The 22044-nt window shown below is 54.3% G+C and carries 18 protein-coding genes and 1 pseudogene; all 19 read left to right on the forward strand.

Going from position 1 to position 22044, the window contains the following annotated elements:
• Positions 1-129 (forward strand): annotated as a pseudogene (locus tag AC6R19_RS08360) (IS256 family transposase); the annotation flags it as partial.
• A 390-nt stretch (positions 130-519) separates the two neighbouring features.
• Positions 520-1458, forward strand: a complete 939-nt coding sequence (locus AC6R19_RS08365; protein WP_500579342.1) for a hypothetical protein — start codon at positions 520-522, stop codon at positions 1456-1458.
• A 65-nt stretch (positions 1459-1523) separates the two neighbouring features.
• Entirely contained in the window at positions 1524-2774 is a 1251-nt protein-coding gene (locus AC6R19_RS08370; RefSeq protein WP_500579343.1) for a hypothetical protein, read from the forward strand.
• Positions 2771-3568 (forward strand): glycosyltransferase family 2 protein, encoded by a 798-nt coding sequence (locus AC6R19_RS08375; protein WP_500579344.1) that lies wholly within the window; start codon positions 2771-2773, stop codon positions 3566-3568. The genes AC6R19_RS08370 and AC6R19_RS08375 overlap by 4 nt, the downstream gene beginning before the upstream one ends.
• A gap of 241 nt (positions 3569-3809) precedes the next feature.
• On the forward strand, positions 3810-4256 hold the full coding sequence (locus AC6R19_RS08380) for a hypothetical protein (RefSeq protein ID WP_500579345.1): 447 nt from the start codon (positions 3810-3812) through the stop codon (positions 4254-4256).
• Between the two features lie 111 nt (positions 4257-4367).
• Positions 4368-5522, forward strand: coding sequence for a glycosyltransferase (locus AC6R19_RS08385; RefSeq protein ID WP_500579346.1), 1155 nt, complete (start codon positions 4368-4370; stop codon positions 5520-5522).
• 167 nt (positions 5523-5689) lie between these two features.
• Positions 5690-6616, forward strand: a complete 927-nt coding sequence (locus AC6R19_RS08390) for a glycosyltransferase family 2 protein (RefSeq protein WP_500579347.1) — start codon at positions 5690-5692, stop codon at positions 6614-6616.
• A gap of 9 nt (positions 6617-6625) precedes the next feature.
• Positions 6626-8374: a carbamoyltransferase family protein gene (locus AC6R19_RS08395; RefSeq protein WP_500579348.1), complete on the forward strand. Its 1749-nt coding sequence runs from the start codon at positions 6626-6628 to the stop codon at positions 8372-8374.
• 51 nt (positions 8375-8425) lie between these two features.
• Positions 8426-9655, forward strand: a complete 1230-nt coding sequence (locus AC6R19_RS08400; protein ID WP_500579349.1) for a glycosyltransferase WbuB — start codon at positions 8426-8428, stop codon at positions 9653-9655.
• 70 nt (positions 9656-9725) lie between these two features.
• A complete protein-coding gene (gene gmd, locus AC6R19_RS08405; protein WP_500579350.1) occupies positions 9726-10847 on the forward strand; it encodes a GDP-mannose 4,6-dehydratase in 1122 nt (373 codons plus the stop codon).
• A gap of 20 nt (positions 10848-10867) precedes the next feature.
• A complete protein-coding gene (fcl, locus tag AC6R19_RS08410; RefSeq protein ID WP_500579351.1) occupies positions 10868-11833 on the forward strand; it encodes a GDP-L-fucose synthase in 966 nt (321 codons plus the stop codon).
• A 187-nt stretch (positions 11834-12020) separates the two neighbouring features.
• Positions 12021-12368: a VanZ family protein gene (locus tag AC6R19_RS08415; protein ID WP_500579352.1), complete on the forward strand. Its 348-nt coding sequence runs from the start codon at positions 12021-12023 to the stop codon at positions 12366-12368.
• Positions 12369-12596: 228 nt separating this feature from the next.
• Entirely contained in the window at positions 12597-14006 is a 1410-nt protein-coding gene (locus tag AC6R19_RS08420; RefSeq protein ID WP_500579353.1) for an undecaprenyl-phosphate glucose phosphotransferase, read from the forward strand.
• A gap of 155 nt (positions 14007-14161) precedes the next feature.
• On the forward strand, positions 14162-15355 hold the full coding sequence (locus AC6R19_RS08425) for an outer membrane beta-barrel protein (protein WP_500579354.1): 1194 nt from the start codon (positions 14162-14164) through the stop codon (positions 15353-15355).
• A gap of 37 nt (positions 15356-15392) precedes the next feature.
• Positions 15393-15965 (forward strand): polysaccharide biosynthesis/export family protein, encoded by a 573-nt coding sequence (locus tag AC6R19_RS08430; protein ID WP_500579355.1) that lies wholly within the window; start codon positions 15393-15395, stop codon positions 15963-15965.
• 23 nt (positions 15966-15988) lie between these two features.
• Positions 15989-18247: a GumC family protein gene (locus tag AC6R19_RS08435; protein WP_500579356.1), complete on the forward strand. Its 2259-nt coding sequence runs from the start codon at positions 15989-15991 to the stop codon at positions 18245-18247.
• A complete protein-coding gene (locus AC6R19_RS08440) occupies positions 18244-18999 on the forward strand; it encodes a tyrosine-protein phosphatase (protein WP_500579357.1) in 756 nt (251 codons plus the stop codon). Before AC6R19_RS08435 ends, AC6R19_RS08440 begins: the two co-directional genes overlap by 4 nt.
• Complete coding sequence (locus AC6R19_RS08445; protein WP_500579358.1) at positions 18977-19741, forward strand: VpsP family polysaccharide biosynthesis protein; 765 nt, start codon at positions 18977-18979, stop codon at positions 19739-19741. The genes AC6R19_RS08440 and AC6R19_RS08445 overlap by 23 nt, the downstream gene beginning before the upstream one ends.
• Before the next feature lie 473 nt (positions 19742-20214).
• On the forward strand, positions 20215-21942 hold the full coding sequence (locus AC6R19_RS08450) for a DEAD/DEAH box helicase (RefSeq protein WP_500579359.1): 1728 nt from the start codon (positions 20215-20217) through the stop codon (positions 21940-21942).
• Positions 21943-22044 lie beyond the last annotated feature (102 nt).

Consider the following 22044-nt stretch of genomic DNA (forward strand, 5'->3'; position numbering starts at 1 on the left):
GCGATGAAGGTGGTCTTCCTGGCCATGCAGTCCGCAGCGAAAAAATGGACGATGCCTATCCGCAACTGGAAGCCAGCGCTAAACCGTTTTATGATCGAATTTGGTGATCGCTTGGTCGATCACCAGTAACCAGCGGCATGGGCGGTTACACAGAATTATTTACAGCCTCGATTTGCCCATAGAGGTTGCGCAGTGTCTGGCCCTCTATCCCTGTAGCCCGGGAGTAATGAAGACAGTTCGGCAATGTCATTATCGAAGATCAGACCGTTGGGATTTCAATTCTTCTCTTTGGTAGTTTTTGTGCCGATATATTCTGATCCGCTCTTCTGTCAGTATTTTTCTCATCGTGACAGGAGATAAAAAAGTAATGGATAATTTATACCTGTTCTTTCGCTGGATGCTTATTTGTGGCATTGCATGTTTAGTTATGCCTCCCTTCAACAACATGCGATGGGTTTTCCAGCGCCATTTGAAAAGCTACCAGCATTCGGAACACAGGGACTTCAGGTGAAATAAACAATGAGCCGGCGTGAATCTGAATTCTTCAAGGACTCTGTCATTGTGACAGGAACCCACTATTCTATGAGTTCGCTTGTCGGCCGGATTATCGGGCAGGCACCGGAGTTTAATGTTATATATGAACCGCTGAACCATTCGCCTACACTTGGGTACAATTCGATTGCGCCAGAACACTGGTATGAATATTATGACGAAACTCGCTACTCCGAACTCAGAAGTAGTCTTTACGGCTACATGGTTGGTCGGGGTGTTGTCGGACAGACTCTGCGCCGGGCTGCCAGAGTTCGTAGCGGTAAAGATATACTGCGAGTAGGCAAGTATTCATTAACCAATGCGCGGTTCCGATGTGGGCCGAAAAGGGCTGTATTTAAAGATCCCTTTCTGGTTTTTTCTGCGAAGCAGCTGCAGAGGAACGATGGACTTTTTATTGTCTTGTGTGTGCGCCATCCTTGTGCTTTCGCGGAGAGTCTGAAGCGGAGAGGTAAGGGATTCGAATTTAAACATCTATTGCAGCCTAGTCTACTTTCTGAAATGCCCAGTCATGATGCTGCCGATATCAGAAAATTCTCAGAGTCCTCTCAACCAATTATCTTACAAGCCGCCCTGTTATGGAAAGTAGTTTATGGGTGGGCCAGTACGCATTACCTTGATCACCCGCGGAGTATTTGGATTAGGCAGGAAGATCTAGCCTTCAAACCGTATGCAGAAGTCAATCGGGTTTTTGGAACGATCGGCGCAACGTATAGCTCCAAGGTGGATAACTTTATTCGTAGTAGCCTTGCCGCAAGATGCCCAACAGACTACACACCTGGCGAAGGTTCCTACATAAAACGTAATGCCAAGGAAACCACTGAAAAATGGAAGAGTCGCATGACTACCAGCGAGATCGATGCTGTGATAAACGTTATTGGCGATAGTGCGGAGCTGTTCGGATACTAATGTATAGAAGTGCAACAAGTATAGTTTACGCTCACCCTTCTGGCCGCACGAGAGCGTTCGATGGCTTGACTTTTTTAATCGGCCTTCTGTCTTTCTGGTATGTCAATTTCGTTGGTGAACTTTATGTCGTTGAGATCATAGCGCCGCCGCTTCTATTAATACTATGGATTGCAAAGAATGGGCTGGTAATCGAAAGGCCTGCCCGTAGGATTATGCTTCTCGGAATGATCTGGCTTTTTTCCCAGGTGGCGACTGATCTCTACCGGGGAACGCCTTGGTCAGATGTGGCCCGAGGGTGGGCTGCTATCATCGTTTTTCTAATCCTTCTTACAGTCATCATACAGCTGATCTCTGCAGATCTGCGCCGGATGTACCTGCTATTGTTCGGAATAGCGCTTGGGGGAATTCTCCGCCAATTCGTTCAACCGTCCCCGTTTTTCGAAGGGGAGCCTTGGAAATTCGGGTTTGGGCAACCGCTTGCGCTGCTGATGATTACTTGGATTGGGTGGCGGTGCAAAGACACTGGCCGGGTGCCAATCCGCTGGATTGTGGCTATGGTGGGGTTTGGCGCACTATCAATCTACCTCAACGCCCGTTCCCTGGGCGGGTTTATGGCACTTGTTGCATTTTTGACCTGGCTTCGTTCTCAGAAGCTGGGACAGAGCCTTGCCAAACGTAAACTGGGTTTCAGTCGTCTTATAGTGCTTGGCCTTGCAGGGGTATTGGCTGCGATATCAGTACTGAAAAGCTATGAATTCGCAGTCACTAGAGGGTGGTTGGGAGAAGCGGCACTGAGAAAATACCAGGTGCAGGCTCCAGGTACACTCGGGTTGATCATAGGCGGTCGGGCTGAAGTAATCCCGGCGGTTTTCGCTGTGATGGACTCGCCTATCCTGGGGCACGGCTCTTGGGCGAAGGATCCGAAGTATCGGGATTATCTATGGCTTTTGCTCGACATGGGCTATGGCAGTTCCGAGGATAGCCTGAAGTACTATATTGGCAGGACCGAGCGAATTCCATCCCATTCTCACATCCTGCAGGCCTGGGTTTGGGCTGGGTTCTTGGGGGCGGTATTCTGGTTTTCGATACTCATGCTGGTAGTCCGCGCGTTGATTGTTTCGTTTCGCTTTCCGCACGCTCTTTTCGTACCTACTATGTTTTATGGGCTGCACGCTTGTTGGGATGTATTCTTTTCTCCCTTTGGTTCGATGATGAGGTTTACATGGGCTGCAACAATCGTACTGTTTCTGCTTTCGATAAGGTTGGCAAAAGATAAGTCGAATAAAAGGGAGAGTGAGGAGCAAGCGCTTGCATGAAAGTATCTATTGTAACAATTTCCTATAATCAGGCTTGGTTTCTGGAAGCTTGCATTCGTTCGGTGCTGGAGCAAGACTATTCGGAGATCGAGTATATAGTTGTCGACCCTGGAAGCACGGATGGAAGCCGTGAGATTATAGAGAAGTACCGGGACAGAATCACGCACGTCATACTTGAACCTGACAAGGGACCAGCTGACGGGTTGAATAAGGGCTTTTCCAAAGCCAGTGGTGATATCTATGGTTATCTAAATTCGGATGACCTGTTACTGCCTGGAACAGTTAGTCGTATCGTACAGGAGTTCGAGGTGCGCCCGGAATCCGGCGTTCTGAGTGGGCACGGATACAAAATCGATGCTCAGGGCCGGATAGTCCGCAAGACCTTCTCTCACCGCTTCAACCCAGTTATGTACGTTTTGGGCGCCTGCGTCCTAATTCAGCAGTCTACGTTCTTCAGGGCGGAAGCCTTCAAGAGGGTGGGAGGCTTTAATATTGATAACCATGTAAGTTGGGATGGTGAGTTGTGGTTTGAGATGGCGCTGGCGGGCGTAAGGTTTAATCGTACTCACTCATATCTTTCTGGGTTTCGCATGCATGAAGATTCTATCACAGTCTCTGGGCGTTTGGAGCACCTTGAAAAGCAAGTGAAAAGACGGCTGGCTTCTAGGGCAGGGATAAGTGAAAGATGTGTAGAAAGTCGACTGCAGCAGTACTTCTATTTGATTAAGAATCGTCTGCTCGACCCATATGGAACTGTTCTAAGAGTCAGGGATAGTATCAAAAGTGCACATTAAAAATATCCTAAAGCATAAATGTGGAAGATATCCTTCACTTTTCTTTCCGTTATATAGGGCGTTGGCTCCACGGAGGCACGTTCAGGAGTGTTTGCTGTCTTCAGACAAGGAACTTGTTATCGAGGGCTTCCCCCGATCCGCTAATACCTACGCTGTGGTGGCATTTCGATTTGCGCAAAGACGTTACGTACCCTGTGGACATCACCTTCACGTCGAGGCCCAGATACTAAGGTGTGTAAAGTTGGGCAAGCCGGTAATTGTCCTGATCCGAAAGCCGGATGATGCGATCAGTTCCCTATTGATCCGGCATCCGGAAGTTGCACCGGATTGGGCTTATGAGCGCTGGTTTGAATTCTATTCCCCTCTCATAAGATTCAAAGACAGGATAATTTGGGGCTACTTCGAAGAGGTAACCAAGGATTTTGGTAAAGTCATTGAAAGAGTAAATGAAAAGTACGGGACAAGATACCGAATTTTTGAAGATACAGAAGCCAACGTGAAGGAAGTATATCGGCGCATTGAAGATATCAATCGGATGATACATGGAGGAAAAGAAAGCCACGTGGCGCGACCGAGTGAAGCCAGAAGAAGGTTGTGTGTGGAGCTGCCCTACTGTAAGGAAAGGTCTAGAGCGATGGCGCTCTACGAAGAGCTAAAGATTGACATGCACCGTGGTTTGCAAAGTTAATACAAATAACTATGGCAGCACGGAGGCTATGCAATTTCTTCCAGGTTATTGCCAGAGCTTGTGGGGTTATAGCCGGCTAAGACGAACTGCTTTGAAGGTCGTGAGAGTGAAATGAATATTCTCCACGTTACGCCCTCTTATTATCCTGCAACCTGGTATGGGGGACCGATATTTGCAACATGGCATATGAATAACGCCTTGAAGGCGTTGCCAGGAGTTAATCTTCGTGTGCTAACGACAGATGCAGCGGGCCCGAAGCGGTTGTCCAAGCGGGAGAAATCCATGGCGGCTGCTTATGACGTTGTGTTTACGAGGCGGGTTGCAATGAATAGTTTCGCTCCAGGGCTTCTTGGCCGGTTGGGGCCGATGGCTGCCTGGGCGGATCTGGTACATTTGACTGCCCTCTACTCTTTTCCCACCATTCCGGTTCTTATGGCATGTCGCGCACTGGGTAAACCGGTAGTCTGGTCTTTGCACGGAACATTGCTTGGGGATCAAAATCGAAATCTGTATGACTCGCAATCGACGTCAAAGTCGGCGGTAAAGCGATTGTGGAATCGCTTTTGCTTGCCTTATGTGAAGGCCGGAAAAGTGACAATCCACGTGACTACCGAACAGGAGTTGGAGGCATCCCGAACAGTGTATCGGAATGCGCGCTTCGTGGTGATTCCCAATGGGGTGGTGGTCCCTGAAGCTTTTCCATGCGGGAGAGGATGTCGAACTGACGGGAACCTCCGCTTGCTGTTCATGGGGCGCATAGCACCCGTTAAAGGGCTTGAAAATCTGCTGCACGCCATGGTCCAGCTTGGCCCCGGAGTTTGCCTCAACGTCTGTGGTAGTGGGGCCCCGGATTATGTCCACAAGGTTGAAACATTGGCTGAGGAGCTTCGAGTCAGGGATCGTGTATTGTTCTCCGGTTATGTTGAAGGGGAGGCAAAGGCCCAAGCATTTGCCGAGGCAGATGTCTGCGTGGTGCCGTCATATTCCGAAAATTTCTGTATTGTTGTCGTAGAGGCGCTGGCGCATGGGGTTCCAGTGATTGTCAGCGACTACTTGGCCTGGGAAGAGGTGGCCGAGATCGGTTGTGGGCTGGTGGTTCCGAATGATGCGGAATCACTATCTACCGCGATCAACGAAATTTCTGGAATGGAAGTCGGCGAAATGGGCCGACGGGGAAGAGAATGGGTGCAGGGAAAGTATGAGTGGTCTGCGGTGGCCAACCGAATGCTGGATGAGTACAGAAAAATGGTGGGCCAAAGTCTTTGACTAAGACGGAGAAGCATTTACTGAAACGGATGCCGTAGTAATGACAGGATTTGCTGGAAGGGTGAAATAGATATAACTCACGATCTATGAAGAGATCCATATATTGGGCTGTACCAACCGTTCGATCAAGAACACGTGTTTGGATATATAAAGCTTAAGGTTCTCGAATGAAAAATGACGATTCATTGACTGTAGTCATCCTCACATTCAACGAGGAGGTTCACATCGAACGGTGTATCCGTTCGGTTCAGCAAGTTGCTACGAAAATATTCATTGTTGATTCGTTTTCTACCGATCGTACTGTTGAAATTGCCAGATCCCTGGGGGCTACTGTTGTACAGAGAAAATGGAAAAATTATGCTGATCAGTTTCAATGGGGATTAGATAATTACGCTGATTACTGTGGTGGAGCTACGGATTGGATAATGCGGGTGGATGCAGACGAATATCTGGATCCGGATCTTAAGAATGGGCTGCATTCAGCACTGCAGAATATTGGTGACGATGTGGCAGGATTTTATATCCGCTTAAAGGTTATTTTTTATGGTAAGTGGATTCGTTTTGGCGGCTTCTATCCACTCATTTTGTTGCGGGTTTGGCGGCACGGATCAGGTTTCGTGGAGCAACGCTGGATGGACGAGCATATTGTTTTACCCGAAGGTTCTAGGACCTATATGTTGAATGGCCACTTAGTAGATGAAAACCTAAAGGGCATCACTTTTTGGGTGACGAAACATAATGCTTATGCTTCTCGTGAAGCAGTAGATTTGCTGAATAATAAGTACCACTTTCTTGAGAAAGACGAGTCCTTGAAGTCATTAGAAGCTTCCCAGGCTAAATGGAAGCGTGTTCTCAAGGATAGAGTCTATTCGAGGCTTCCCATTGGCTTTCGTGCGACGCTCTATTTCTTGTATCGTTACTTTATACGATTAGGTTTTCTGGATGGTGCTAAAGGTTTTATTTGGCATTTCATGCAGGGTTGGTGGTATCGCATGCTGGCCGATGTGAAGATTATGGAAATAGAAAAACGCAGTAACGGCGATGTGAATAAGCTACGCGAGATATTGCGGAATGATCACGGTCTGGACCTATGAGGAATAAGTATGTCTTATATATTAGGGATTAATGCCTATCATGGAGATTCATCTGCCTGCCTGGTTAAAGGGGGCGCTCTTGTGGCAGCAGCAGAGGAGGAACGCTTCCGGCGCATCAAGCATTGGGCGGGATTTCCTGAGGAGGCCATACGCTATTGCCTTGAAGAAGGAAATATAAGGCTCGGGGATGTCGGCCACGTTGCAGTCAACAGAAACCCAAAAGCGAACCTTTGGAAAAAGATCGGTTTCACTTTAAGGAACCGCCCGGAGATTTCTCTGATTGCGGATCGCCTGCGCAATGCTAAAGAGTGGGCCGGCATTGAAGAGGAACTACAACGGGCGTTTCCGGAGGACTCTTTCAGTGGCCGCGTGCATCACATAGAACATCATTTGGCGCATCTTGCCTCAGCATTTTATGTGTCGCCTTTCGACGACGCATGCATCGTGTCAGTAGATGGGATGGGCGACTTTGGAAGCGCGGCCTGGGGTGTGGGAAGCGGAAGCGAGATTTCCGTTGATGGAAGGGTTTACTTTCCGCACTCATTGGGGATTTTCTACCAGGCGCTAACCCAGTATCTCGGCTTTCCCCATTACGGCGATGAGTACAAAGTAATGGGGCTCGCGCCTTATGGAGAGCCCCTGTACCTGGGCCATATGCGTGAGATACTTCGGCTGCAATCGGAGGGTGGTTTCGAACTTAATATGCGGTTCTTCCGACACGGGAAGGAACGGATAGAGTATGAGTGGGAGGGAGGAGACCCGAAGGTAGGACGGCTCTTCGATCTTGAACTTGAAGAGCTGCTAGGGCCGGCCCGTGGTATAGATGAGCCATTGGAACAGCGCCATAAGGATATCGCTCGCTCCGTGCAGACGGTGTATGAAGAGGCTTTCTTTAACCTTCTGCATGCTCTCCATATGCGACATGGCGTAGACAATCTCTGTATTGCTGGAGGATGCGGCATGAATTCGGTGGCCAATGGCAAGGTACGACGTAGTACGCCGTTTAAAAAGGTGTACATCCAGTCTGCTGCAGGCGATGCGGGTGGGGCGATTGGGGCGGCCTTCTCGGTGTGGCACCAACAGGAAACCCATCGCGGGTTTGTGATGGATCATGCCTATTGGGGGCCTGCCTTTCATGACAATAAGATCCGGGAGGTCCTTAACCTGAATCAAGACAGGCTTGATGCTGAAAGCTGTTCAGTGGAACAGGTTTCTGATGAGGGCGATTTGTGCCGGCGCACTGCAGAAGCCGTCGCCGAAGGGAAAGTGATTGGCTGGTTCCAGGGCCGAATGGAATGGGGACCACGTGCGCTTGGGAACCGTTCTATCGTATGCGATCCTAGGCGTTCTGACATGAAGGACATCCTCAACCTTAAGATCAAGCGCCGCGAATCTTTTCGGCCTTTTGCACCTTCAATTTTGCGCGAAAAGGTTTCCGAGTGGTTCGAAGAGGACGACGATGTTCCTTTTATGATGAAGGTATTCCAGATTCAGGTGGAGAAACGTAGTCTGATACCCGCCGTGACGCATGCAGACGGGTCTGGTCGTCTCCAGACTGTGTTTAAAGAAACAAGTCCACGCTACTACCGGCTGATCGAGTCATTCGAGGAATTGACGGGAGTGCCCATCGTGCTTAACACATCGTTCAATGAAAATGAGCCGGTGGTTTGTCGTCCCGAACAGGCGCTGGACTGCTTCCTGCGCACCAAAATGGATTCATTGGTGTTGGGTAACTGGCTAGTTCAGCGCCAAGGGTGAAAGCCTTGGTTTTCATGGTCAGGTTCCCCTTTGTTGTTTGCGATTAGACGTATGAAGATTCTCGTGTACGGCATCAACTATGCACCGGAGAAGACCGGTATCGGCAAATACACCGGGGAGATGGTAGCGTGGCTGGTCGGGCGCGGGCACGAGGTTCATGTCGTGACGGCCCCGCCGTATTATCCTGAGTGGAAGGTGGCCCAGGGCTTCAGCAGTTGGCGCTATCAGACATCCCAGGTTGGTGGCACGATAGTGTATCGTTGTCCATTGTATGTGCCCGGCTCCGTCACCACCTTTAAGCGTTTGATCCATCTGGGCTCCTTTGCCGTAAGTTCAATTCCCGTGTTGGTGAGAAACCTGCTCTGGAAGCCTGAAGTCGTGGTCACGGTGGTGCCTACCCTTTTTACCGCCGTGAATGCGGTAGCGTTCACCCGCTTGAGCGGAGCCCGCTCGGTGCTGCACGTGCAGGACTACGAACTGGACGCGATGCTGGGACTGGGAATGGGTCGGGGAGGGCGTCTCGCGCGGTGGCTGCACTCCGTGGAGCGGTGGCTGTTGCGCCGGTTCGACCGGGTCTCCACCATCTCCCAGTCGATGCTCAACAAGGCCCGTGAGAAAGGCGTGGATGACGACCGGCTGGTGCTTTTTCCCAATTGGAGCACGTCGCTGGCTATACCCACTGCTGAGGAGGTGGCGGCGTTCAAGCAGCGGTTGGGGCTCGAAGAAAAGAAAGGAATCATCCTGTATTCCGGCAATCTGGGGGAGAAACAGGGGCTGGAGTTGGTGATCGAGGCCTCGAGTCACTACGCCCAGGCAGGGCGCGATGGCTGTTTTGTGATCGTTGGGGAGGGGGCCGCCAAGAAGCGGCTGAAGACGATGGTGGTTGAGCGCAACCTAAAAAATGTGCACTTCTATCCTCTGCAACCGTTGCAAGACTTACCCAAACTGTTGGCAATGGCAGACTGCCACTTGGTGGTTCAACGCCGCGGCGCCGCCGACAGTGTATTGCCCTCCAAGCTCGCCAACATCCTCGCTGTTGGTGGTAACGCAGTGATCACCGCCGGCCCAACCACCGAACTGGGGCTGCTTTGTCAGCGGTACCCTGGAATCGCTACCTGCGTTGAATCTGAATCCCTCGATGCCCTTTTACTGGGCATCGAACAGGCCATGGCCATGCCAGCCACAAACCAGGTCGCCATGGATTACGCCCGACAGTATCTCGTGCAGGATCGGATCATGTCGGATTTTGAGACGGTGCTGGGGTGTGGAGGGGACGTCTAGAATTGTAGTGTCAAGAAATGGAGTAGTGGGTTTGAGTCTGGAATTAGGTCGACAAGGATAGGGCTTTATTATGCCGAAAAAAGTTGCGATCATTACAGGGATCACTGGGCAAGATGGGTCTTATCTCGCCGAGTATCTGCTGGAAAAGGATTATGAAGTGCATGGTATAAAACGCCGTGCGTCATCGTTTAATACGGAGCGGGTAGATCATATCTATCAAGATCCCCATGAACCCAATCCTACCTTTAAACTACACCACGGTGATTTAACCGATAGTTCAAATCTAATTCGTATTGTCAACGAAGTGCAGCCAGACGAGATCTACAACTTAGGTGCTCAGTCTCATGTAGCCGTTTCCTTTGAAGCGCCAGAATACACTGCCGATGTTGATGCGTTCGGTACCCTAAGGCTATTGGAATCCATTCGTTTCCTTGGGTTAGAGCAGAAAACGCGATTCTACCAGGCGTCGACTTCTGAGCTCTATGGTCTGGTAAAGGAAGTGCCTCAAAAGGAAACGACGCCATTTCATCCCCGTTCTCCTTACGCAGTGGCAAAAATGTATGCTTACTGGATTACCGTTAACTATCGGGAAGCCTATGGTATATACGCTTGCAATGGCATTCTGTTTAATCATGAGTCACCCCGTCGCGGAGAAACATTCGTGACTCGCAAGATCACGCGAGGGCTGGCCAATATTTCTCAGGGCTTGGAGCAGTGCCTGTACTTGGGAAATTTGAATGCGTTGCGCGATTGGGGGCACGCCAAGGACTATGTGCGCATGCAGTGGATGATGCTACAGCAGGACAATCCGGAGGATTTCGTAATTGCTACTGGCAATCAGATTTCTGTGCGGGACTTCGTGCGCATGAGTGCCCTGGAGCTGGGCATTGAACTGGAGTTTCAAGGGGAAGGCGTTGATGAGAATGCCGTGGTCAAGTCCGTCGTTGGCGGAAAAGCACCGGCGGTGGCGGCGGGGGATGTGATAGTCCGGGTGGATCCGCGTTATTTTCGGGCTGCGGAGGTTGAAACCCTGTTGGGGGATTCCTCCAAGGCTAAGGAAAAGTTGGGGTGGGAGCCGGAAATTTCTGTGGGGGAGATGTGCGCGGAGATGGTTGCCGAGGATCTGGATAAGGCCAAACGCCATGCGTTGTTGAAAGAGCATGGGTATGAGGTGAATGTGGCAATGGAGTAGTGTGGTTAGTATTTTATCCTATGAGTATGAAGAAAATATTCGTTGCCGGACATAAGGGGATGGTGGGTTCGGCCATCGTCCGGCAGTTAGCCAATAGTCCTGAAGTGGAAGTTGTTACCCGCGATCGGGTCGAGCTGGACCTACTTGATCAGCGGGCGGTGCGGGGCTTTTTGTTGGGCGAGCGTATTGACCAGATTTATCTGGCGGCAGCCAAAGTAGGGGGGATTCATGCCAACAATAAGTACCCCGCGCAGTTTATCTATGAAAACCTGATGATCGCAGCCAATATCATTCATGCGGCCCATCAGGCGGACGTGCAGCAATTGCTATTTTTGGGCTCGTCCTGCATCTACCCCAAGTATGCGGAGCAGCCGATGGGGGAAGACGCCTTGTTAACCGGTGTTTTGGAGCCTACTAACGAGCCCTATGCCATCGCCAAGATTGCCGGTATCAAACTGTGTGAGTCCTATAATCGACAGTATGGCCGAGATTATCGCAGTGTAATGCCCACGAACCTGTATGGCCAGAACGATAATTTCCACCCGCAAAATTCCCATGTGGTACCTGCATTGATGCGCCGTTTTCACGAAGCGAAGCTTGCCGGTGAAGAGAGGGTTGTTGTCTGGGGCAGCGGCCGACCGATGCGTGAGTTCCTGCATGTGGACGATATGGCTTCGGCGAGTGTGCATGTATTGAACATTCCGCTGGAAAAGTACCAGTCCTACACCGAGCCAATGCTTTCCCACATCAATGTGGGTACCGGCGAAGACTGCAGCATTCGAGAACTGGCGGAAACCATGGCGCGGGTAGTGGGTTTCGAGGGGCAAATTACTTTTGATATTACCAAACCTGACGGCACCCCCCGCAAGCTGATGAATGTCAGTCGGCTGGCGGATCTTGGCTGGCGCTATTCCATCAATTTGGAACAGGGTCTGGCGGCCACTTACCGGTGGTTTCTTGCCAGCCAGGACAGTTTCAGGGCTTGAGGGCGATGAAGTAGCCAGGGAAATCTTCAAGACGACAGCGTCTTACAAACCGCTCATTTCCATATTGGGACCTGCAGCTGATACTGCTACTTGGGCGCGGATTAGATCCCGGCGGGATAGTCTGTGTTGAATTTTCTGAACTATATTTTGATTGTCCACAAAGGGCTATTCGTTGAGGTAGTAGTGTGTGTTACTAATAATCCGGGGGCTGTACCTGTTGCTGGTGGCTGTGGCTTTGCATGCAGGTCTCAGGTCACAACCAGTTCCTCAAATTGTTTCCAATTTTGACTTGGTGCTGCACTTTGGCGCTTTCTTCGCTATGAGTTTTTTGTGGCAGCTTGGCTTTTCCCGGCGCTGGCAATTGTGGGGCATGATTTTTCTGTTTCTGATGGGGGGTGGGATTGAGCTTTGTCAGGGGTTGGCCCTGCCAAGTAGGACGGCTTCGGCTATTGATATATTGGCCAATTTTCTTGGTGTTTTATCGGCTTGGGGAGTTGGGAGGTTTGTGCTATCGAGAGTTGGCAGTTATTTTTGAAATAAGAAGTTTTGGCGCTTGCTTCAATGTCTTTATCAGGTGGGCGTCAAATTTATACTGAAAGGTGTCTATCCTATGGCATTGATGAGGGAGTGCAGAAAGTTGGTCTCTGGTTGAGTCATCTGGGAACCCGCAGGATCTGGGTTGGCCGTCACTTTCTCGAAAAGACCGTTTTCACCGCATTGTCGATCATGGATTTTCGGCATTGGGGAATCTCAGGAGGGCGCCGTGGGACAAGGAAGTATCCGCAGCCATCAGAGTGGTTTGACAGCGCTTTACCGTTTTCTGGACGGTCTATTCATTCTTTGTACGCTTTTTCTCTGTTGTATCTTCTTCAATCAGTCACTCACCAGTGACTGGCTTCTGGCCGGATTGCTGGCGGCCATTGGCTTTGCCTTTATGGCAGAGTCGCTAGATCTCTATCGCTCCTGGCGCACGGACACCTATCCCCAGCTGTTCGGCTACACTGCGTTTTCCTGGGCAATGGTCTGCGCATTGCTGGTGTTGCTGGCCTACTTCAGCAAGTCGGGGCCTACCTACTCCCGCTTGGTGGTTGGGTGCTGGTTCCTGGGAACTCTCTTGGTGCTTAGTGGTTGGCGGTACGCATTCCGGAGGGTGCTCTTCTATATTCGTTCCCGTGATCGCAATACCCGTTCTGCTGCGATAGTCGGGGTGACTACGTCCGGCATCCAGCTAGCGCGCAATTTTTCCTCCGAGCCGCAGCTGGGAATTCGGGTAAAGGGGTTTTATCGCGTGCCCGATAGCGATGGCTGCGAACAATCGATGCTGGACTTGGGCCCGGTCAATCTGCTTGGCGATGTGAACGATGCAATAGACAGGGCCAGGTCCGGTGAGCTGGATCTGGTTTATATCGCTTTGCCGATGCGCGAGGAGCAGCGAATTTCAGAGATATTGCAGGCCTTTGCCGATACCACTGCTACTGTGCACCTACTGACCGACCTGTTTGTAAACAACCTGTTGCATGCGCGTTGGCACCAGGTGGGGAGCTCCAGCCTGTTAAGTGTTTACGACACGCCCATTGAAGGGTTTAACAGTTGGCTGAAGCGGTTGGAGGACCTACTCTTGTCATCGTTAATCCTTATCCTGGTTTCGCCGCTGATGCTGCTGATTGCGGTTGTCATCAAGTTGACTTCTCCAGGGCCGGTGATCTTCAAGCAGCTCCGCTACGGTCTGGATGGGCGCCCGATTGAGGTGTGGAAATTCCGATCCATGAAGACGCAGGAAAATGGTGACAGAGTGGTTCAGGCTCGCCGCAATGACGCCCGTATTACACCTTTCGGTCGCTTCCTCCGCCGAACTTCCCTGGATGAACTGCCGCAGTTTATCAATGTGTTACAGGGCAGTATGTCGATTGTGGGGCCGCGCCCCCATGCGGTGGCGCACAACGAAGAGTATCGCTGCTTGGTGGAAGGCTATATGTTGCGACACAAGGTCAAACCGGGCATTACCGGCTGGGCGCAGGTCAACGGCTGGCGCGGTGAAACGGATACTATAGAGAAAATGAGCAAGCGGGTGGAGCACGACCTGCACTATATCCGCCACTGGTCCATTTGGCTGGATCTGAAAATCGTGCTGATGACGGTGTTTAAGGGGTTTGTGGGAAAAAGCGCTTATTAGTTTTCTTTGAGTGGCAAATGTTTCTACAAATGGCTATACCCTGATTGACGTATCGAGGTTCCAGGTTGCGTATTCGATTTCGGAGCCATCCACCTCGTTGAAACTGAGCAGAGTTCTCGAGCCGAATTGGGTAAATTTTTTTGGGGAATGCAACGATGACTAAAGTAGGACTTTCCGCGGCGACGGGATTGATCGTTTTTATTTCGGCAGGTTCGGCACAGGCTCAAACCGAGGCGGCGTCGGTTAAGCTGGGCGGCGGTATCTTGTTTACGCCTTCATTAAGGCTGGGTCTTATGAACGACGATAACGTCATCTTTTCTGATACAGGGAAACACGAAAGTGTCGTCGCGACTGTCAGCCCTGATTTCCAGCTGTCGGCGGACAACGGCGTTTCCACTTATAACCTGAACTACTCCCTGACCAAGGGCGAGTATTTCGACAGTAACCAGGACAACTACCTGGACCACGCCCTGCATGGTGATGCCAATTGGGAGCTGAATGCCCGCAACCGATTCACCCTGGCCGGCAGCTATGAGGACAACCACGAGGCACGTGGTTCGGGCTTCTCGCAGGGGAGCGGCAGTTCCCTGGATGAGCCGGAAACCTATAAGGAAGATGATATCCACGGTACCTACAGCTTTGGTGCTGAGACTGCCAAGGGGCGTATCGACCTGACCCTGGGTACGGGGGAGCGAGACTACGATGGCGGCGACCGTACCCGCTACCGCGATCGCGGCACTGATTATGCGTCCTTGGAGTTCTTCTATAACATCGGTGGTAAAACCGAGCTGCTGGCAGAAGTCACACGCCGCAAAATCGACTATGTCTATACCGATGTCGACGTCGAAACGCTGAACAGTGCCGAAACCGATCTGCTGGTGGGTATTACCTGGGAGGGCACCGCCAAAACCAGCGGTACCATCAAGGTGGGATCCCGGCAGAAGAAGTTCGACAGTGCCACCCGCGACGACTCCACCGGTCCTCGATGGGAAGTGAGCGTCCGCTGGCTGCCTCGTACCTACAGTGCCTTCGACCTGTTGACCGAGCGCAGCAGTGAGGAAACCAACGGCATCGGTAACTTTGTCGATGCACAGCGCTACGCCCTGTCCTGGACCCACACCTGGTTGGAGCGTCTCAGCACCGAGGTGTCCATCAGCCACACCGATATCGAGTACGAAGGCTCGGATCGCGCAGATGATTTAGATATTTCCAGTTTGAGCGTCAAGTACCAGATGCGCCGCTGGCTGGCTTTTAGTGCAGGGGTGGAGCTTTCTGACAGGAATGCCAATATAAACGGCTTTGACTACGACAGGAACCTGACCTTTATTGGTATCCAGGCCTCCTTGTGATAGATGGCCTGGAGTAATAATAAAATTGGCTACCTTTATGAACAACGCAAAGATCGAAGGGCAGGGCGCCGGGCGCTGGGCCTTTCTTGCTTTTCTGGTGAGCTGTCTGGCGCTAGTACTCTTGACTCCTGAGGCCCGGGCTTCATCCGAGAACGATTACCGTCTCGGTTCCGGAGACAAGATACTGATCAGTGTCTACGGCGAGGACGATCTCACCATCGAAATCCGGTTGAGCGACAGCGGAATGGTGAATTATCCCTTCCTGGGCGAACTCAAGGTTACCGGCCTGACAGTTGCGCAGCTGGAGACGCGCATTGTCAAAGGCCTTAGGGGCGATTACCTGGTGAATCCGAATGTGCATGTGTCAATTCTGGAGTATCGTCCCTTCTTTATTCACGGGGAGGTGGAAAAGCCCGGCGGATATCCGTTCCAGCCGGGTCTGACCATTAGCAAGGCAGCAGCACTGGCCGAAGGATTCACCGAGCGCGCCTCCCAGTCCAAGATCTTCGTGGTGCGCGGCGACGACCCCAACCAGACACCGGTAAAGGTGGATCTGAATACCCTGCTGCGCCCTGGTGATGTGGTGACGGTGGAACAGAGCTTTTTCTGAGGCCAATAATAATGAACGCGCAAATGAACTCCATCAGTCAGGAGCGTTTACTGCAGGAAGAGGTTATCGACCTGCGCCAGTACTGGCGCATAGTGGACAGGTTCAAGTGGCGCATCGCCGTATTGTCCGTCACCGTCGCGATGCTGGCCGCGATGGTGGTCTTCTCGATGACTCCGCGCTACCAGGCCACCGCTACGCTGATGATCGAGGCGGAGCAGGCTAAGGCCCTTTCCATCGAGGAGGTTTACGGGCTGGATTCCAGCCGCAAGGAATACTTCCTGACCCAGTTCGAGATCCTCAAATCGCGCAAGATAGCCGAGCGCGTAGTAGAGCGGCTGGGGTTGACCAGCCACCCGCTGTTTGATCCAGGTCAGCGCCCCCCGTCTCTGAGATCCCGGGTCAAGGATTGGCTGCCGTTCCTGCCGCAGCCGGAGCCGCTGAGTGAAGAGGAGGCGCGCCAGCGCAGGCTGGAGGGCGTAACAGCAGCCGTTAGTGCACAGCTGACCATTTCGCCGGTGCGCAGTACCCAGCTGGTGGACATTACCTTTGAATCGGAATCCCCACAGTTGGCCGCCAAGGTAGCCAATACCGTGGCCGAGGTATTTATCGAAAGCCACCTGGAGGCGAAGCTGGAGATGACCCAGAAGGCCACGTCCTGGCTGAATGGGCGCCTCGACGGCCTGCGTACCAAGCTCGAGACTTCCGAGGCGAAATTGCAGGCTTTCCAGGAATCAGAGGGCTTGGTGGATGTCGAGGGCGTGCAGGGCCTGGCGGCACAGGAGCTGAACGAAATTACCACCCAGCTGATGCAGACCCGCAAGGAAATGAAGCAGGCGGAGAGTATCTACGAATTGGTGCAGACGCGCGGCGCCGACCCGGATGCACTGGCGAGCCTGCCCGAAGTGTTGGACCACCAGGTGATCCAGAATGTTAAAACTGCGGAAGTGGAGGCCTCACGGAAGGTTTCCGAACTGGCGCGTCGCTACGGCCCCAAACACCCGAAAATGATCGCGGCGCGGGACGAGCGGGAATCTGTGCGGGAAAACCTACGCAGTGAAGTGCGCCAGCTGATCGCCGGCATCAAGAATGACTACGAAACGGCGAAAGCCAATGAGCGCGCGCTGGAGCGTGAGCTGGCCCTGGCCAAGGGCGAGTACCAGCAGATTTCCCGAAAAGAGACCCGCTACAACGAGCTGAAGCGCGAAGTGGATGTGAACCGCCAGCTCTACAACGCCTTCCTGACCCGTTTCAAGGAGACCAGTGAGACCTCGGACTTCGAGGCCGCCAATGCGCGCCTAACGGACCCGGCCACGCCGCCGCGCGCAGCCGCCAAGCCGAAGAAAGGGTTGATTATCGCCCTGGCGCTGGTGATCAGTACCATGTTCGGCGTGATGCTGGCCTTCCTGGTGGAGGCACTGAACGATGGCATTCGCAATCCGGAGGACGTCGAGAACAAGCTCGGCCAGCGCATGATCGGCCTGTTGCCCTGGGTGAAACACGACAAGGACGAACGCCTGAGCCTGGGCACTTTCTTCGACAGCGACCAACAGGGTTTTGCCGAAGCGGTGCGCACACTGCGCACCAGCCTGGTGCTGTCCCACCTGGAGAAACCGGCCAAGGTGATTTCCGTCACTTCCTCGGTTCCCGGCGAAGGCAAGACTACGGTTGCGGAAAACCTCGGTTTTGCGTTGGCACAGATGGAAAAGGTGCTGTTGGTTGACGCCGATATGCGCCGCCCGTCCATGGGCAAGGATTTTGGCCTGCCGGTTTACCACCCGGGGTTGTCCAACCTGATCGCCGGTAGCAGCGATCTGGCCGACTGCGTCTATCGTGACGAGAAGAGTAGCATGGATGTCATGCCGGCCGGTGCCGTACCGCCGAACCCCCAGGAGCTGTTGTCATCGCCCCGTTTTGCCGAGGTGCTGCAGCTGCTCACCGATGAGTACGACCGCGTGATTATCGACACGGCGCCGGCACAGGTGGTCAGCGATGCTCTCATCGTGTCCCGCGTCGTCGATTCCATGCTGTATGTGGTCAAGGCTGACAGCACGCGACAGAAGATGGTCAACAACGGTATCGGTCGCCTGCTGCAAGTCGGTGCCAAGCTGGATGGCGTGGTACTGAATCAGGTGGACACCACATCCAAGGCCAGCTACTACGGCGACTACTACGGCTATTCCGGCGACTACGCCTATCGCGAAAATACCCCCGAGTCGCATTCCACTTCCCAAAAGACCTCTGAGCAGAAGAGGATGGGCGAGAAAGACCTCGAAGTCGCATGATCGATCTCCACTGCCACCTGTTGCCGGGCATCGATGACGGCGCGCGCGACCTGGACCAGGCCCTGTGTCTGGCGCGGATGGCGGTGGCCGATGGAATCACCCACTGTGTGGTGACACCACATATCCACCCCGGACGCTACACGAATACCCTCGGCAGCATCACAGAGGCTTTTGCCGCGTTCAAGGCGCTTCTGGTTAAAGAGGGAATTCCGCTGCAGCTGGGAGTAGCCGCGGAGATCCGCCTGTCGGAGGAAATTCTCGGCATGGTGGCGGCACAGCAAGTGCCATTCCTGGGCAGTTGGGAGGGTGACAAGGTACTGTTGCTGGAACTGCCCCACAGCCATGTTCCCCCCGGCGTCGAGCAGCTGATCCGCTGGCTGCAGAAGCAGAGAATCCGCCCCATGATCGCCCACCCGGAGCGCAACAAAGATGTTCTGCGCGATTTCAGGAAGGTACTGCCTCTGGCGCGCCTGGGGTGCCTGTTCCAGGTAACCGCTGGCGCTGTGGCCGGGGATTTTGGCGAGGGGCCGAGACAGCGCGCACGCGAATTGCTGGAACAGAATCTGGTAACAGCGCTCGCCACCGACGCCCACCACGAAGTCCGCCGCCCGCCGGTACTGGAAAAGGGCCGCCGCGCGGCTGAAGCCATCGTGGGGGAATCGAAATCCTGGGAGCTGGTGCGCCAGAACCCCGCACGTATCGCCGCCAGCCATTTTGTGATTGCCAACCATGTGCGCAGAAACAGCGCCTAAACACCGCCGGCGCCGCTCCCGCCGCACACCCTGGTACCGGGCCTGGTATGGAGGGATAACTCCCGGCCGCCTGGCGGTGACCTCTGCATTGCTGGTCCTTCTTGCGGGACTGTCTGTCCACGCCGGCTCCATGGGGCTCGCGCACCTACAGGTGATTCGGGTGGAAAACGACCTGAAACGCTGGCAGAAGGCCGGCAGGGTGACGTCCTTACCGGCCATCGAAAGTGCGCTTCTGGCCATAGACCGTGCCATTCGGTTGCACCGGGACAACCCCCACCAGCTGACCCTGAAAGCTCACCTGCTGGCGTGGCGCGCCTATACCACGGGTGATGGCTCCGCTGCGGCAGACTACCGCGCCGCGCTGGAACTGTACCGGCAGGCAGCCGTCCTGCGCCCGCTGTGGCCCAACAACCGCGCGGAAATGGTCAATGTAAAGCTGAATCTGAACCAGCTCGATAGCGAACTGGATGCGCTGCTGCGGCAGGCGGACAAGCTGGGACCTTATACGCCGGCAGTACACTTGGCGATAGTGCGCGCGGGTTTCGCGACGGGGCAACGGCATGAGCAGTTATTGCAGAGGCATTTACTGCGTGGTCTCCAGGATCATCGCAGTCGCGGCCATTTCGAACAGTTGGTGCGGCAATATGGCCAGGAGGCCACAGTCTGCCAATGGTTGAATCAAGCCCCGGAACCCAGGCCGAACCTCAAGTTCTGCGAAATCCGGGAGCTATCCGCAAAGTAGTCGCCACTCGCTCCGCCAGGTAGATATCTGAATGGCACCGTGTTAAGAATTGGTATAGCACTTTTCGTAGGGTGGTCACACCTACGCCATAGTGGCATTACTGCAGGCCAAGGGTTGACCCGTCGTGTCAGAAACCACGCCCAGAAGAAATCTGACTTCCGCACGGAAGCGAGGCTCGATAAGCGGGATCACCTTATCGTATGCGGCATTAGGTCAGACTCGATTGATTTCGGCCATAGGGCCATAAGTGCGCCGTGCGCACCACACCAAGGCCGGCGCAGCTCCGGCTCCCGGTGCGCACGGCGCACTCTATTGACTTCTTCTATCATTCCCTGGTCCGGGCCTGTGACCTAGCGGGCCTGGTCAAAAAATAGTCTGCCAGTCCAGGCCGAAACCTGATAGACTGCGCGGCCTTTTACCTGCCGCAGCGGCCCCTGTCGATACCGGGGCTCTGGCTCCAAGTGAACCCCGAAATGACCGATACCCCCAATCCCGCCGGCTTCGACCAGCTGGGCCTGCCGTCCGAAATCCTCAGCGCCGTCGAAAAGCTGGGCTACGAGACGCCGTCGCCGATCCAGGCGCAGACGATTCCTTCCTTATTGGAGGGCCGCGATGTGCTGGGCCAGGCGCAGACCGGCACCGGCAAGACGGCCGCCTTTGCGCTGCCGCTGCTGGCGCAGTTGGACCTGAAAGACAAGCGTCCCCAGGCCCTGGTGTTGGCACCGACCCGTGAGCTGGCGATCCAGGTGGCCGAGGCCTGCCAGTCTTACGCCGCCAACCTGAAGGGCTTCCACGTGGCGCCGATTTACGGCGGCGCCGACTACCGCGGCCAGATGCAGCAGCTGAAGCGCGGCGTGCAGCTGGTGGTGGGTACCCCGGGGCGGGTGATGGACCATATGCGCCGCGGCTCCCTGGACCTGTCCAACCTCAAGACCCTGGTGCTGGACGAGGCCGACGAGATGCTGCGCATGGGCTTTATCGACGATGTGCAGTGGGTGCTGGAGCAGATTCCCGAGGAGCGTCAGATAGCGCTCTTCTCCGCCACCATGCCGAAGGAAATCGCGCGCATCGCCCGCGAACACCTGCGCGAACCGGTGGAGGTAAAGATCCGCGTCAAACAGGAAACCGCCGAGACCATCCGCCAGCGCTACTGGCCGGTGGGCGGCCTGCACAAGCTGGACGCACTGACCCGCATCCTCGAGGCGGAGCCGGTGGACGCGACCATCATCTTCGTGCGCACCAAGAACAGCACCGTGGAACTGGCGGACAAGCTGGCCGCGCGCGGCTTTGCCAGCGCGGCGCTGAACGGCGACATGGCGCAGAACCTGCGCGAGGCGGTGATCGACAAGCTGAAGAAGGGCGCGCTGGATATCGTCGTCGCCACCGACGTGGCCGCCCGCGGCCTGGACGTGAAGCGTATCAGCCACGTGATCAACTACGACATCCCCTACGACACCGAGGCCTATATCCACCGTATCGGCCGCACCGGCCGCGCCGGCCGTGAGGGGGATGCGATCCTGTTCGTCGCGCCCCGCGAGCGGCGCATGCTGCGCATTATCGAGAAGGCCACCAAGAAGCCGATCGAGCAGCTGGAGCTGCCCAGCGCCGCAGCGGTGAACAGCGCGCGCATGCAGCGTTTTCGCGAGCGTATTACCGGCACCCTGGAAGGCCAGACCGATCTGGCCCCCTATCGCCAACTGGTGGAGGAATACCTGGCGCAGAGCGAATCCGATCCGCTGGACGTGGCTGCCGCCCTGGCCGCCATGGCCCAGGGCGATCAGCCGCTGCTGGTCAGGGAAGTGGAACAGAAGCCCCGCCGGGAAAGGCGCGAGCGCGACGAGGAATTCGAGGGCCGCGGCAGGAAAAAGGAAGGCTACGAGAAGGACAAGAAGATGCCGCCGCCGGACGAGGGCATGGAGCGCTTCCGCATCGAGGTGGGCCGTGAGCACGGTGTCAAGCCGGGCAATATCGTCGGCGCCATTGCCAACGAGGTGGAGCTGGACAGCTCCTATATCGGCCGCATCGAGATCTACCCGGAGTACACGACCGTGGACCTGCCGGAGGGTATGCCGAAAGAGGTGTTCCAGCACCTGAAGAAAGTGCGGGTGTCGGGCCGGGAGATGAAGATTTCCAAGCTGGGCGAGGCCGGCGGCAAGCCGCAGGGCAAAGGCAAACCGAAAAAGCGCAAGCCGAAGAGTTAATCGCTGGCGCATCCGTATCATCATTCCGGCACAACGCCAGCAGGAAGATCGATCGCGGCCAACGGCCGCTTCTCTTCTCTAAAGCGGCTCCTGATGTCAACC

This window comes from Microbulbifer sp. SE14 (assembly GCF_059834885.1).

Excerpts from the sequence above, each read along its gene's own strand:
- fcl (WP_500579351.1), top strand. The coding sequence starts at position 10,868 with ATGAGTATGAAGAAAATATTCGTTGCCGGACATAAGGGGATGGTGGGT.
- AC6R19_RS08400 (WP_500579349.1), top strand. The coding sequence starts at position 8,426 with ATGAAGATTCTCGTGTACGGCATCAACTATGCACCGGAGAAGACCGGT.
- AC6R19_RS08425 (WP_500579354.1), top strand. The coding sequence starts at position 14,162 with ATGACTAAAGTAGGACTTTCCGCGGCGACGGGATTGATCGTTTTTATT.
- AC6R19_RS08390 (WP_500579347.1), top strand. The coding sequence starts at position 5,690 with ATGAAAAATGACGATTCATTGACTGTAGTCATCCTCACATTCAACGAG.
- AC6R19_RS08440 (WP_500579357.1), top strand. The coding sequence starts at position 18,244 with ATGATCGATCTCCACTGCCACCTGTTGCCGGGCATCGATGACGGCGCG.
- AC6R19_RS08450 (WP_500579359.1), top strand. The coding sequence starts at position 20,215 with ATGACCGATACCCCCAATCCCGCCGGCTTCGACCAGCTGGGCCTGCCG.
- AC6R19_RS08445 (WP_500579358.1), top strand. The coding sequence starts at position 18,977 with ATGTGCGCAGAAACAGCGCCTAAACACCGCCGGCGCCGCTCCCGCCGC.
- gmd (WP_500579350.1), top strand. The coding sequence starts at position 9,726 with ATGCCGAAAAAAGTTGCGATCATTACAGGGATCACTGGGCAAGATGGG.
- AC6R19_RS08430 (WP_500579355.1), top strand. The coding sequence starts at position 15,393 with ATGAACAACGCAAAGATCGAAGGGCAGGGCGCCGGGCGCTGGGCCTTT.
- AC6R19_RS08365 (WP_500579342.1), top strand. The coding sequence starts at position 520 with ATGAGCCGGCGTGAATCTGAATTCTTCAAGGACTCTGTCATTGTGACA.
- AC6R19_RS08375 (WP_500579344.1), top strand. The coding sequence starts at position 2,771 with ATGAAAGTATCTATTGTAACAATTTCCTATAATCAGGCTTGGTTTCTG.
- AC6R19_RS08395 (WP_500579348.1), top strand. The coding sequence starts at position 6,626 with ATGTCTTATATATTAGGGATTAATGCCTATCATGGAGATTCATCTGCC.
- AC6R19_RS08435 (WP_500579356.1), top strand. The coding sequence starts at position 15,989 with ATGAACTCCATCAGTCAGGAGCGTTTACTGCAGGAAGAGGTTATCGAC.
- AC6R19_RS08385 (WP_500579346.1), top strand. The coding sequence starts at position 4,368 with ATGAATATTCTCCACGTTACGCCCTCTTATTATCCTGCAACCTGGTAT.